The 13,052-nt window shown below is 42.4% G+C and carries 11 protein-coding genes; 7 read left to right on the top strand and 4 right to left on the bottom strand.

The features are described from left to right. From FC83_RS15570 to FC83_RS15590, 5 genes are all read left to right on the top strand, one after another. The gene (locus tag FC83_RS15570) at positions 1–1,515 is read left to right on the top strand and encodes a sugar ABC transporter ATP-binding protein (RefSeq protein WP_057002985.1); all 1,515 of its coding nucleotides are present in this window, start codon (positions 1–3) and stop codon (positions 1,513–1,515) included. Next, positions 1,505–2,536, top strand: a complete 1,032-nt coding sequence (locus FC83_RS15575) for an ABC transporter permease (RefSeq protein WP_052004508.1) — start codon at positions 1,505–1,507, stop codon at positions 2,534–2,536. The genes FC83_RS15570 and FC83_RS15575 overlap by 11 nt, the downstream gene beginning before the upstream one ends. A gap of 66 nt (positions 2,537–2,602) precedes the next feature. Next, positions 2,603–3,697: an ABC transporter substrate-binding protein gene (locus FC83_RS15580; RefSeq protein WP_035451448.1), complete on the top strand. Its 1,095-nt coding sequence runs from the start codon at positions 2,603–2,605 to the stop codon at positions 3,695–3,697. 22 nt (positions 3,698–3,719) lie between these two features. Next, positions 3,720–4,157 (top strand): RbsD/FucU family protein, encoded by a 438-nt coding sequence (locus tag FC83_RS15585; RefSeq protein ID WP_035451450.1) that lies wholly within the window; start codon positions 3,720–3,722, stop codon positions 4,155–4,157. Between the two features lie 33 nt (positions 4,158–4,190). Next, complete coding sequence (locus FC83_RS15590) at positions 4,191–5,312, top strand: NAD(P)-dependent alcohol dehydrogenase (protein WP_057002986.1); 1,122 nt, start codon at positions 4,191–4,193, stop codon at positions 5,310–5,312. 68 nt (positions 5,313–5,380) lie between these two features. On the opposite strand, the gene FC83_RS15595 is transcribed toward FC83_RS15590, so the two are convergent. After that, a complete protein-coding gene (locus FC83_RS15595) occupies positions 5,381–6,136 on the bottom strand; it encodes a DeoR/GlpR family DNA-binding transcription regulator (RefSeq protein WP_035451452.1) in 756 nt (251 codons plus the stop codon). Between the two features lie 140 nt (positions 6,137–6,276). Between FC83_RS15595 and FC83_RS15600 the strand changes: the two genes are divergently transcribed. Together FC83_RS15600 and FC83_RS15605 are read left to right on the top strand one after the other, a co-directional pair. Beyond that, the gene (locus FC83_RS15600) at positions 6,277–6,582 is read left to right on the top strand and encodes a hypothetical protein (protein WP_035451454.1); all 306 of its coding nucleotides are present in this window, start codon (positions 6,277–6,279) and stop codon (positions 6,580–6,582) included. Between the two features lie 223 nt (positions 6,583–6,805). Continuing rightward, positions 6,806–7,648 carry a hypothetical protein gene (locus tag FC83_RS15605; protein ID WP_057002987.1) on the top strand — a complete coding sequence of 281 codons (843 nt, stop codon included), beginning with the start codon at positions 6,806–6,808 and terminating at the stop codon, positions 7,646–7,648. Positions 7,649–7,930: 282 nt separating this feature from the next. Here the strand turns inward: FC83_RS15605 and aldA are convergent, their stop codons facing one another. From aldA to FC83_RS15620, 3 genes are all read right to left on the bottom strand, one after another. Continuing rightward, complete coding sequence (aldA, locus tag FC83_RS15610) at positions 7,931–9,394, bottom strand: aldehyde dehydrogenase (protein WP_057002988.1); 1,464 nt, start codon at positions 9,392–9,394, stop codon at positions 7,931–7,933. Positions 9,395–9,666: 272 nt separating this feature from the next. After that, on the bottom strand, positions 9,667–11,286 hold the full coding sequence (locus FC83_RS15615; RefSeq protein ID WP_035451459.1) for an amino acid ABC transporter ATP-binding/permease protein: 1,620 nt from the start codon (positions 11,284–11,286) through the stop codon (positions 9,667–9,669). Further along, positions 11,283–12,995, bottom strand: coding sequence for an ABC transporter ATP-binding protein/permease (locus tag FC83_RS15620; protein ID WP_057002989.1), 1,713 nt, complete (start codon positions 12,993–12,995; stop codon positions 11,283–11,285). The genes FC83_RS15615 and FC83_RS15620 overlap by 4 nt, the downstream gene beginning before the upstream one ends. Positions 12,996–13,052: the final 57 nt, after the last annotated feature.

Below are 13,052 nucleotides of genomic sequence, written 5' to 3' on the forward strand. Positions count from 1 at the left end.
ATGGCAGATTTAATACTAGAAATGAAAGATATTTCTAAAACATTTGGTCCAGTTCAAGCCTTAAAGGACGTCAGTTTTAATCTACGTAAAGGTGAAGTCCATGCGCTTATGGGAGAAAATGGTGCAGGGAAATCTACGTTAATGAAAGTATTGACTGGTGAATACTCAAAAACTTCGGGCACAGTTATCTATGACGGTCAAGAAGTTGAGTATAAAAATCCAAAAGAATCAATGGATGCCGGTATTTCGATTGTCCATCAGGAATTAAATATGATAAACCACTTATCCGTTTCGGAAAATGTATTCATCGGTCGTGAATCGATGAATGGCCCAATGATTAATGATGATCAAATGATCAAAGAAACTCAAAAGTTATTTGATAGGTTACATTTGGATATCAACCCCAGAGTGAAAGTTGGTAGCCTCTCAGTTGGTCAAATGCAAATGGTTGAAATTGCCAAAGCAATCTCGATGAATGCAAAAGTTGTCGTTTTTGATGAACCGACCGCTGCGCTAACTGATAATGAAATCATTGAACTGTTTAAAATTATTAATGATCTGAAACAACAAGATATTGGTATCGTCTATATTTCACATCGAATGGATGAAATTAAACGAATTACTGATCGGGTAACCGTCATGCGGGATGGTCAGTATGTTGGCACAATTGATACAGCGACATCAACTAAAGATGAAATCATTAATATGATGGTTGGCCGAACAATATTTGAAACACCTAAGTCAAAGTCTAATGTTCCCGAAGGTGCCGAGACAGTTTTAGAGATTAAGAATCTCAATTCAGGAAAGCGGGTGATTAATCTAAACTTTGATTTAAAAAAGGGTGAGATTCTCGGTGTTGCTGGGCTTATGGGAGCCGGTAGAACAGATATGGCCAGAATAATTTTTGGCGCTGATCCGATGGATTCAGGTGAAATTTATATCCGAGGTAAAAAAGTTAAAATCAATTCACCAAAAGATGCGGTCAAAAATGGGATTGGCTATTTATCTGAAGACCGGAAACAATTTGGTGTCATTGTGGATATGTCGATAGCCAACAACATCGTGATGACCGATTTAGCAAAATTTATTAAGGCTGGATTGATCCATGACAAAGAGATTGAAACTGAAAGTTCAAAATTTGTTAAATCTTTATCTATCAAAACGCCGTCAGTTGCGCAATTAGTTCGTAATCTATCAGGTGGGAATCAACAGAAAGTCGTTATTGCCAAATGGCTTGAACAAAATAGCGACATCTTAATATTCGATGAACCAACGCGAGGAATTGACGTTGGTGCTAAGAGTGAAATTTATGAATTGATGACATCATTGGTGAATATGGGTAAGTCAATTATCATGATTTCTTCAGAGTTAACCGAGATACTCAGAATGAGTGATCGGGTTATGGTCATGTGTGAAGGTAGAAAAACTGGAGAACTTGATATCGCCGATGCAACTCAAGAAAAGATTCTATATTATGCAACGTTAAGAGAGGAGGCAGTCTCAAATGGCGAGTAATGTGAGTACTAAAAACACCAATAATTCCAACAAAAATGGTAGCTCTTCAAATAGTGTAATCTCCAAACTCAAAAACACATTTGGATTGCAACAATTGATTATTTTAATTGTTTTGTTTTTAATTTATGGGTTATTCGCTGCTTTGAGTCCAGCCTTCAGAAGTGGAAGTACCTTAACCAGTATTTTTGATGCATCGTATTATGTCGGTTTCTTAGCCCTGGGGGTTACCTTTGTTATTATCACAGCTGGGATCGATCTGTCCATTGGGACAAGTATGATGTGTGCTGCGATTACAGGTGGTGTTGTTTATAATCAACTTCATGCACCGCTTTGGGTAGCATTACTTGTTATTTTGGCAATGGCAACTGCGGTGGGCTGTTTGAATGGGTTCTTAGTAGCCAAACTTAAATTACCATCTTTTATTGCAACGCTTGGGACGATGATGATTACCCGTGGTTTAAGTTCAATTTTATCAAATGTACAGACAGAAACATTTCCCCTTCGTGGGACCTCAGACGGTTGGTACAAATCAATCTTTAGAACAAGTGGTGATTTTCCAACCGGAGCCATCGTATTGATTGGTGTCGCAATCTTGTGTGCAATTATTTTAAATAAGACCAGAACTGGTCGGTATATTTTTGCAATTGGTAGCAATCGAGAAGCAACACGTCTGTCAGGGGTAAACGTTGTTCGAAGTGAAGCTATGGCTTATATTATTGCAGGTTTTTGTGCAGGATTGGCAGGAATTGCCTACGCTGCAACTTATACGACGATAATGCCTGGTTCAGGTGCAGGTTTTGAAATGGATGGGATCGCAGCTGTCGTCGTTGGGGGAACGTCACTCGCCGGCGGTGTTGGTTCAATTCTTGGGACGTTAATTGGTACTTTCATTATGACAGTGTTAAAAGTTGGTCTTCCTTACCTCAATTTGCAGCCACATTATCAGATTTTTATTACTGGGTTCGTTGTTATCTTGGCAGTTTATGCAGATATCTACCGGAACAGAAAGAAAAATCAATAGTTGACCCAGATTTATCAAAGTCAAAATACTTGTACGAATTAACTACACAATGAGAGGGTTATTAAAATGAAGAAAAAAATATTATTTGGGACTATATTTGCAGCATTATTACTGCTAGTTGGCTGTAGTGGTGGGAATAGTTCAAGCAGTTCAAAGAGCTCTGGTGGCAATAGTAAAAATATTGAAGTTGTAGCAAAAGGTTTCCAGCATGACTTCTGGAAAGCAGTACAATCAGGCGCTAAGCAAGCAGCAAAAGAACAAGGCGTCACCATGAACTTTGTTGGACCAAAAGATGAAACCGCTATCGCTGAGCAATTGGAAATGTTGAATAATGCTGTTAATAAGAAACCAGGGGCGATTGCATTAGCTGCACTGGACACCAAGGCTGAAATTGATGCGATTAAGACGGCTCAAGAAAAGGGTATTCCAATTATTGGATTCGACTCTGGGGTTCCAAATGCACCTAAGGGCGCTGTTAAGGCAACAGCGTCAACTGACAACTATAAAGCTGGTGGGATTGCAGCCCAACATGCCTATGATGCAATTAAAGCAAGAATCGATTCGTCTGCTACACCACCGCGTATTGGGATCGTCTCACAAGAAGTAAACTCTCTTTCAATTTCTCAAAGAACGGGTGGTTTTATTGATAAAATGGTTCAATTACTAGAAGCTAATCCTAAGATTGGTAAGGGTAAAGTTGCGGTAACTGGTCATGATAAATTCAAAAACAAGGTCAATGCCAGCTCTGCAAAAGCTATCATTGAATTGCGGGTGCCTGCTGATGTCACTGATGCGGCAGGTAAGACTGAAGCTTCTGCATTACTGAAGAAAAACGATACAATTTGTGTTTATGGATCTAATGAATTTGGTGCGAAAGCCATCATTAATGCCGATGACAGTGTTGGAGGCAGAATTGGTAATACCGAAGGTAAAGTAGTAGCAGTTGGTTTTGACTCTGGTAAACTACAAATCAATGCAATTAAGAGTGACAAGTTCCTAGGTTCCGTTACACAGAACCCTATCAAGATTGGTTATGAAGCCGTAAGTTTGGCAGTTAAAGCAGCTAAAGGTCAAAAAGTTAAAAACATTGATACCGGCGTTAAATGGTATAACAAAGATAACGTTGATTCAAAAGAAATCAAACCGTTGCTATATCAATAGGATTTAAAGTCAGAGGTATATTATGTTAAAGAAAATTCCAAAGGGACTTTCCCCAGATCTTGTCAAAGCGCTAATGGAGATGGGACATGGGGATGAAATTTTACTTGCTGATGCTAATTACCCTGCATTTTCAAATAATGATCATGTCATAAGAGCAGATGGTATCGGCATTCCAGATTTATTGACCGATATTCTAGAGCTTCTACCACTTGATGCATACTCCGACTATCAAGGTATTCTGATGGAGGTTGTGCCAAATGATAAGGCCGTTCCTAGCGGCCGAGCAGAAATTTGGGATAGATATGCTGCGATTATTCAAGAGAGCTTTCCTAATTACCATTTGGAGAATCTTGAACGACAGGCTTTTTACGAGTATTCACATAGGTGTTTTGCAATTGTTCAAACTGGAGAATTGGCACTGTATGGAAATTTGATTTTAAAAAAGGGCGTTGTAGTTTAAGGACGGCACAATAGTTAAAAGGGGAAATAGACAATGAAAATTACTGCTGCAGTAGTCGAAAAACAAGGTGATCCATTTGTCATCAAAGATGATATTGAATTAGCACCAATGGGACCAGACGACGTTCAAGTCCACATGGTCGCTTCTGGAATCTGTCACTCCGATGAAGCTTTACGAATTGGCGATGCTGTAATCGGTTATCCCATTATCCTAGGCCATGAAGGGTCTGGAATTGTTGAAAAAGTGGGTGCCAACGTCCAAAATTTTGAACCTGGTGATCACGTTGTTCTGTCCTTTTACGCTTGTCGTAACTGTGATAATTGTTTAAAAGGGATGCCAACTCAATGTCTACACTATGCTGAAAACAACTTATCTGGTGTTCGACCGGATGGCACGGATCATTTCACTGAGAACGGTGAAAAATTGGCCGACATGTTTGACCAATCTTCATTCACGACCACAACGGTTGTTCGCGAAGCTAACTGTGTGAAGGTACCTAAAGACCTAGATTTACGCCGCTTAGGGCCTTTGGGTTGTGGTTACGTTACTGGGAGTGGTACAGTTTTAAATACTTTAAAACCAAAACCTGGTGATACCATTGCTGTTTTTGGAACTGGAGCTGTTGGCCTAGCAGCCATGATGGCTGGCCGCATTTCCGGCTGTACCTCGGTCATCGCCGTGGATATCGTTGATTCTCGTTTAGAATTGGCCAAGGAGTTAGGCGCAACCCATGCTATCAATAGTAAAAATGAGGATCCTGTTGCCGCTATCAAGAAATTAACTGGTGACTATGGTGTTGACTTTACTGTTGATACCACCGGTGTCACGCAAGTTATGGAAGACTCTATCAAGGCTTTGAATCAAGGTGGTGTTTCTGCATGTATCGCCGTAACATCACACCATATTGACGTAGACACATGGAACGACCTTTGTGTCGATGACAAATCAGTCATTGGGGTTAATATGGGTGACTCTATCCCACAAATTGATATTCCAAGACTAATAAGATTCTATCGACAAGGTGTATTTGATTTTGATAAAACTGAAAAATTTTATAAGTTTGATCAAATCAATGAAGCTAATGCGGATTCTGGTTCAGGCAAGACAATTAAACCGGTACTGATTATTGACGAAACTTATCAACCTGAGTCATAAACAATGAAAAATCATTAAAATTGATTGTGTTAGGCCATGACGATCCTTGTCGTGGCCTTTTTATCGGTTTAAAACAAAATTTCTACGTTGGCATGTTCTAATGCATTCTTCAATTCTGTGTCAGGTTGTTTGTCAGTAATCAAGGTCGTAGCACCTTGTAAGTTACATAATTTGTAGTAATTTGTTTGGTTGAATTTACTGGAATCGCACATCATGATTGTCTCTTTAGCAAGATTCATCATTGTACGTTTAATGGCAGACTGTTCTTCACTAGACATATAAAAGCCCTTGACATCCATTGCACTACATGACAGGAAGGCGATATCAGTTGTGAAGTTAGTCAAGTAATCGCTAGCAAAATCGCCAAGTAGTGAGCCCGAACCTGGGCGTAATTGGCCACCAGTTAAAAAGGTTTTAATACCGTGAATTTGATTCAACTTACTGGCGTTATATAGACCATTTGTAATGACGATGAGGTTTTTTCGCTGCTCGAGATAAGGGATGAGCTCAGATACAGTACTACTTGAATCTAAAAATATCGCCATATTGTCCCCAAGGAAATCTTGAGCAATCTTGGCCATGGCTTGTTTTTGGGTTTCCATTTCTTGTTTACGAAATTGGAAGGGAAATTCGACGTTGCGGGCTTTAACGAGTTCTACTTGCCCATATCTATGTTGGATTTTATTTTCGTTTTCTAGGCTAATGACATCTCGGCGTAAGGTGGAATCCGTAAATTTTGTAAGTTCCCGGAGTTCTTTCATAGAAATCTTCTTAGATTTACCGAGTATGTCTAAAATTAAGGTTAAGCGATCTTTTTTATACATTAGAATTTAACTCCTTGCAGTTACATGTGAAGGATTATTTGGAACAATTCTATTATACTTTATTTTTAGAGAATATACATTTAACTGAAAACGCTTTATAATTAAATTCATGGCAAATATTATAATGATAGGTGATAATTTTGACAGATAATAAAAAAATAGTCGATCCATTTTTAGAGGCCATCCAAAAGCCAATTTTGAAACAATACGACATCGCCGCGGTGGGCACCAATTGGGAGGCGAGTTTCAATGAGATTTTGGCATTGTATCAGCAAAATCCTAAGATTGTCGTGAATGTGCGTGGGGGCTTGTCTTTTGACCAGACCCGGGTGATTCTACACAGCATCAATGTGAACAAATTGCCCTTTGAAATTTATGGTCGGAAATTCTTAGATGATAAACCTGCCAGTGACCAAAGTATTGCCGTTATCGTCACGGCCAAATAACGACCAAGTTCTTACGATTGCGAACCCTGTGGTGTCCTGTGCCATGGGGTTTTTGAATGATTAATAAGCGCTTTCAAAAAAACTATTCTGTATTATAACAGGGCTTGACAAAACACCCTATTTGGGATAATAATGAGTACAGAAATAAAAAATAATTTGGTGAGATAAATTTTTTTATGAATATATGAAAGCGATTACAAGAAGACGCAGGGGGTATGCAATCATGGGTGTAAGAACAAACAGCTACATCGGCTTACTGAAGTTCGGCGCATTTTTAATCGATGACAATGAAGATATCCAATTAGAAGACGGCACACCAATCACTGAAGTTATTGATGAGATGATCACGTTTAATCGCCTCAGTTTACAAGAACAATATCCGATCCATGTTGATAAAACCGCTGACGAGACTGTTTGGGATGATCTGATTGGCTTTGAACCCCAATTGCGGACTTTGATCAATTTTCCATCTGCGTTCACGACACTAGAGGCCTATGGTTTTTTAACCACGTGGCACGATAATTGTCGGTTATCGCCGTGTCACGCCGGCGCGCAACGGCAATTATTACAGAAATTGACGGCAAAGCTGGCATTGGAACATCTGGATGTGGCTTTGGCGGAACCAGTTCATTTAGATCAACTGAAGTATTTCATGGCCCTCCAGAATTTCAACGGCTTCTTAGTGGATCACACTGATGCTTTTGGTGAGGGGACGTCTCCTAGTTCACAATACTTGCGCCAAGCCTTTTTAGAGGCAGATTTTGAAGTGGCGGCCATCTCAGAACCAATTTTTATTAAACATGATTTAAGCATGATTTATGTCCGGGCGACGCAAGATTTAGCTGTGCCCGTGTTCTTCAATCCCGATGAACCTTATGCTAAAGCCTTGACACCAGAAAAAATAGCCGCCCGCTTCAGTGGCCCGTTGCAACACGTGGATGTTCGTGGGGCATTGTACGAGCATTTTGAGCCAAAATACATTCGTGACGTTGCCCAACCAGCCTTTGATACGTGGTTGCAATATTTGCGCCAAGCCGTATTACACCGGACTTGGGTCAGTTATTAGGGACTCCTGAATTTTAACCAGCGTCATAAGCAGTCAAAAAAGGCGCCATCGTAAAAATTAATTTACGGTGGCGCCTGATTGTGTTTAAAAGGAGGAGGCGATTTAGCTGCCTAAAAGGGGATTAAAAGACAGCCAACCCAGATAGCACCGAACCGTGCTAGGTGGCAATCATGAAAAAATTTGCAAAATTGACAGTTGTTGATGACCTTTCAGTGATGCCGTTTCAAGATAGGGCTGATCTAGATCCTTATCTTAAAAACAAGTACGACACTGAAGTCTTACTTATAGTTTGTCAGGGTGGCGTTGTAGATAAATCGCATGGGTATTCAAGAATTCTTCAATCCCGTGACGACCATCGGCACCACCAACACCGGATTCTTTCCATCCGGCATGGAAGCCCTGAATGCCTTCGAAGTGGAAGCGGTTGATATAAGTCTCGCCGGCTTCAATTTCGTTAGCCGCATAACTTGCAGCCTCTAAACTATTGGTAAAGATAGATGAAGTCAAACCGTAAACAGTATCATTGGCCAAACCGATGGCTTCTTTTAAAGTTTTGAAAGTTAAGATTGGCAATACCGGTCCAAAAATTTCATTTTGAACGATTTCAGAGTCTTGCTTCACGTTGGTAATAACCGTAGGCAAGTAGTAAAATCCTTTGTCGATATTAGCAGGGTGTCCACCAGTCGTTACAACACCACCAGCGGCAACTGCGCGCTGAACCATACCATCGACTTTTTCTAGGGCTGCCCGATCAATTAAAGGCCCCATGGTAACTTCGGCGTCTTTATTAGGATCCCCAACTTTAACGGCCGCCATTTTGGCTGTAACTTTTTTAATGAATTCATCTGCAACGTCTTCTTGAACGTAAACCCGCTCAGCGTTATTGCAGACTTGGCCATTGTTGTCGATACGAGAGTCAATGATCGCTTGAACGGCGAAATCAATGTCAGCATCAGCCATTACGATTGCCGGTGCTTTGCCACCTAATTCCAAAGAGACTTTTGCTAAATGATCACTGGCAGAAGCCATGACCCGTTGGCCGGAGCGTACGGAACCGGTCAAGCTAATGATCCCGATTTTATGGTTTTTAGATAATTCGTCACCGATGACAGACCCTTTGCCGGTAACGATATTGACCACACCCTTTGGAAAGCCTACGGCATCTACAATTTTTGCAAAGGCTAAGGCAATATTTGGGGTTTCAGAACTTGGTTTAATGACAATGGTATTACCAGTCACTAGCGCTGGCCCCATCTTCCGAGCAATTAAGAAGAATGGGAAGTTCCAAGCAGTGATGCCGGCAGCCACGCCAATTGGCTGTTTAGCAATCATAATGTTTTCGTTGGCGTTATCGGATTGCAGAATTTCACCTTCATAGGTTCGTCCAGCATTGGCCATATAATCGAAGTAGTCGGCTGCAAAAAGAATTTCAGTTACGGCAAGATCACGGACCTTACCCTGTTCCTCCATGAGAATGGTCACCAGTTGATCCTGTTGTTCCCGAATCTTTGTGGCAACGGCTTGGAGGTACTTACCCCGAGTTGGCGCCGGCACTCGTTTCCATTCTTTTTGAGCGGTATAGGCTGCTTCAATGGCTTCTTGAACGTCTTGAATGGTACCAAGTGGGACGGTTGAGATCGGTTGCTCATCTGCAGGGTTGATCACCGTTTCAACTTCACCCGAACTGGCTTCTCGAAATTCACCATTGATATACATTTGATAATGTTTTAATGCTGTTGCATCCATTGATTGACCTCCTGTACAAGTTATTGAAACAATAAGCGTTATTTAAAACTCATCTGGTACAATTACAAAAAGGAGATAATATAGAAAACGTTTTCTAAATTATATTATAGCCTTGTGAATTCAAAAGTCAATGATAATGCTTCTCGTTTGAGCACTGCACAAAGTAACAAATTCACAATATAATCAACTTTAGCCCCATATTTCCTAAAAAAAGCCCTTGTGCACTATTAAAATAATGCACAAAGGCTCGAATTTTTAGCTATTAAAATTTGTTATTTTATTTGGTGTAATTGTTGGTCTTTAAACTGCCAAACTTCATCGCAAATGGCTAAGGAACTTTGCCGATGGGTGACCATAATGACCATCCCTGGATAATGTTGTTGCACCGCCCTTAACACTAAGGCCTCATTTAAAACATCTAAGTTACTGGTGGGTTCGTCTAAAACCAAGATCTGACTGGGATGAAGCAAGGCTCGCGCTAATTCTAAACGCTGAGTTTCCCCGGCGGAGAAGTGCCGGGCGCTATCCGTGATTAGTGTGTCTAAGCCTTTAGGGAAATTCAAGACTGTATCTGCCAGTTCTACCCACCGCAGGACTTCTAAGAGCTGCTGGTCGCTAAATGAGGTTTGCCGCAAAGTTAGGTTGGCCCGGATAGAGCCAGTAAATATTTTAGGGCTTTGGGGCATGTAGTTGATGGCTTGGCGCAGGCTGGCCAGTAAAACAGCCGAACTAGGCGTATCATTGACGGTGATTTGGCCGGCACTGGGTTGATACCAGGTCATCAGTAACTTCACAATGGTGCTTTTGCCCACGCCACTGGGGCCAACGAGGCCAATACGCTGAGGGGCTTTTCCTTGAAAGCTTAAATCAGCCAAAATCTGATTATTGGGTTTGGTGGGGTAGGCAAAATCGATATGGGCCATATCAAAACGATTTAAGGGCTCAGCCAAGGGTTGTGCTGTCGCGGTATCTTGGACCACTGGGGTTTCATCCAATAATGCAAAAAGATGTTTGGCCGCTAAAATACCACCGGATAAAGATCCTGGTAAGGCTGCCAAAGCCAAAACCCGACCAAAAGTGAAGGGGAATAATAAGATTGGCACCAATGATAAGTGACTAATCAAGCCAGCAACTGCGAAGTTTAGGAAACATAGCATTAAGAGCACTTGCATGGCGATATTTTGCTTATCCTGTAAAGCTGTTTTGATTTGGCTGATGTGCCAGTAGTGTCGATTGGCCTGAGTTAATTTTGTCAATTGCCCAGGGACGGCTTGAAATTGTTGTAATTCGAATTTACCCTGGACACTTTCAGTCTCTAAGCGCTGCTGCTGGCTATCTGCCTGGGTCAACGCTTGGGTCTGGGGGGCGACTTCTTTTTGATTCAGGAAGGGTAATAACACACCCACCAAGGCATAACTCACCAGCGCACTGATGCCCCAGACCGGGGCCAGGGACCAAAACCAGATGACTTGGATAATTGATACGATCCCGGCAATAGCCACTGGTGCTAAGGTATGGGCATAGAAAATTTCGATTTGTTCAATATCTTGAGCCACGAGTTTTAATAGATCACTGCCATGTTTTTCATCCAATTTAGCCGGGGCTAGTTTGGTGATTTTGCGGTAGACGGTATCCCGAAAGCCCGCCAATATTTTAAAGGCCACCAAGTGCCCTAAGTACTGTTCGCCAAAGCGCGTGATCCCAATGGCCAATGCTAAACCAAAAATGGCGAGGCCAAGATGCTGCAAGGCACCAAAGTCCACTAAGGAGGCAAAGCTCAGCCATAATAGCGCCAGTTGGCATAAGGTGGTGAGGGTGCCAGCTAAGATGCTGGCCAGTAAAATCCAATTTAGATTTTTAGCATAGCTTAATAAACGTAAGAGTAATCTCATGAATTGGCCACCGCCTTAAGTAATTGGGCTTGTTTTGCGATCAGATCTGCAAACGCGGGGACTTGTTGCTGTAATTGGGTTGGCGAACCTTGGGTCAAGTGCCCGTCATGGATAAAATAGAGTTCTGTTAGTCTTTCAATATCCGGCAGGCGGTGGGTGATCAATAAGACCGCCCGTTCCTTTGCTAAAATTTCAATCGCCTGTAAAATGATACTGGCATTGTCGGCATCGATATTTGAGGTGACTTCATCGAAGATGTAGACGGCCTTATCCGCCAGAATAGCGCGGGCAATGGCGATTTGTTGGCGTTGTCCCCCAGATAGCTGGTTACCATTGTCCCCCACTTGGGTTTCATAGCCGGCGGGGAGGGTTTTAACGAACTGACAAAGGTTGAGGGCGTCTAATTGTTGTTGCCAATTTGATGTTTCGGGCGTTTTAACACCCAGTAATAAATTGTCGGCGATGGTCCCGTTAAAAAGCACCATTTCTGGGCCCAAATAAGTAATTGTCTGCCACCATTGCATTGGGCTTAAAGTCGCTAAATCTTGGCCATCGGCTTGCAATTGGCCGGCAATGGGCGGTAATTGTTTCAGGAGGGTTTTGGCCAAGGTGCTTTTACCACTGCCACTGGCACCAACTAAGCCCATCAAGTGACCGGCTTGGAATTTAAAAGCCAGGTCGGTCAAAATTGGCTGTTTGGGATCAAAACCAACGGCCCCGGTGTAGCTTATTTGGTTAGGCTGCAGTGGGGGCGTAGTAGGTGTTTTGGGAGCTGCATCAGCAGCGTCCGCGGCGGGGAGGTTTTTAAAAATAGCTTGGGCCCGTTTAGATAGGGCCATGAAGACGTGGATAAAGTAGCCAAACTTGCGAAAGCCAATCAGCCAAGTACTGACCAAGGCCAGGGCTAATGTAGCTTGGGGTAGGTCAAAACGCCCGGTCAGCACGCCTTTACCGCTGACCAGGGCAAACCAACCTAAAGCACCATATAAACAAAAATCCATGATGTTTAAGTTTTGTAGTTGGAAGACTAAAAAACGCATGGTTTTTTGGCGGAAATTTTCAGAATCCTTGGCAAAGTCTTGGGCATATTGGTCTTGGCGTTGGTACATGATCAAGGTATTCATGCCAGAGAAATCATCCAAGAAGCGATTGCCCATCTGATTAAAAGCCCCCACATAACGGGCGTTAGTTTTATCGCCGAATTTCCCCAAGAGCATCATCCCCAGACCTACCCCGAAAACACCGAGTAAAGGGATCAAAACACTCAGCGGATTTAAACTTAGGGTGACCAGGATCATGGCGATACCCGTTAACACCAAGGAACACACTGTGGGAACCACGGTGGTGTAAAAGACCGCCAGCTTATCGATGGTGCCCAAATCCTGTTGGACCACTTGGACCACGTTGCCCGGGGCGGTTTGGGTTTGGTGTAAGTATTGGCTGAGGTAGCGCGCCTGGAGTTCTTCGCCTGCTGCTTGCGCCCACTTGCCAGCCAAGCGCTGAGCCCCAAACAGCCAGTAACCACAGACAATCAGGGTTTCAAGGGCCAATAAACTGAGGCCAACGAGAGACCATTGGCCGCTTTGATAGCGGGCCACCACCGTGACTAAGCCGGTGACCAGCAGCATTTCACTGAGCCATTGGCAAAATATTTGCAGGTAAACCGTGGGTCGTTTTGGCCGGCCCAGTTGCCATAATTGTTTGATCATGAATCAACCTACTTTCTTGAAAAACTATAGTTCAAATATATATTTTTTTAGAATATG

Origin of the sequence: Agrilactobacillus composti DSM 18527 = JCM 14202, assembly GCF_001436375.1 — a bacterium.
GTDB classification, from domain to species: Bacteria; Bacillota; Bacilli; order Lactobacillales; family Lactobacillaceae; genus Agrilactobacillus; species Agrilactobacillus composti.

Bases quoted from the DNA above. Each gene is read 5' to 3' on its own strand.
- FC83_RS15570 (WP_057002985.1), top strand. From the start codon at position 1: ATGGCAGATTTAATACTAGAAATGAAAGATATTTCTAAAACATTTGGT.
- FC83_RS15575 (WP_052004508.1), top strand. From the start codon at position 1,505: ATGGCGAGTAATGTGAGTACTAAAAACACCAATAATTCCAACAAAAAT.
- FC83_RS15580 (WP_035451448.1), top strand. From the start codon at position 2,603: ATGAAGAAAAAAATATTATTTGGGACTATATTTGCAGCATTATTACTG.
- FC83_RS15585 (WP_035451450.1), top strand. From the start codon at position 3,720: ATGTTAAAGAAAATTCCAAAGGGACTTTCCCCAGATCTTGTCAAAGCG.
- FC83_RS15590 (WP_057002986.1), top strand. From the start codon at position 4,191: ATGAAAATTACTGCTGCAGTAGTCGAAAAACAAGGTGATCCATTTGTC.
- FC83_RS15595 (WP_035451452.1), bottom strand. From the start codon at position 6,136: ATGTATAAAAAAGATCGCTTAACCTTAATTTTAGACATACTCGGTAAA.
- FC83_RS15605 (WP_057002987.1), top strand. From the start codon at position 6,806: ATGGGTGTAAGAACAAACAGCTACATCGGCTTACTGAAGTTCGGCGCA.
- aldA (WP_057002988.1), bottom strand. From the start codon at position 9,394: ATGGATGCAACAGCATTAAAACATTATCAAATGTATATCAATGGTGAA.
- FC83_RS15615 (WP_035451459.1), bottom strand. From the start codon at position 11,286: ATGAGATTACTCTTACGTTTATTAAGCTATGCTAAAAATCTAAATTGG.
- FC83_RS15620 (WP_057002989.1), bottom strand. From the start codon at position 12,995: ATGATCAAACAATTATGGCAACTGGGCCGGCCAAAACGACCCACGGTT.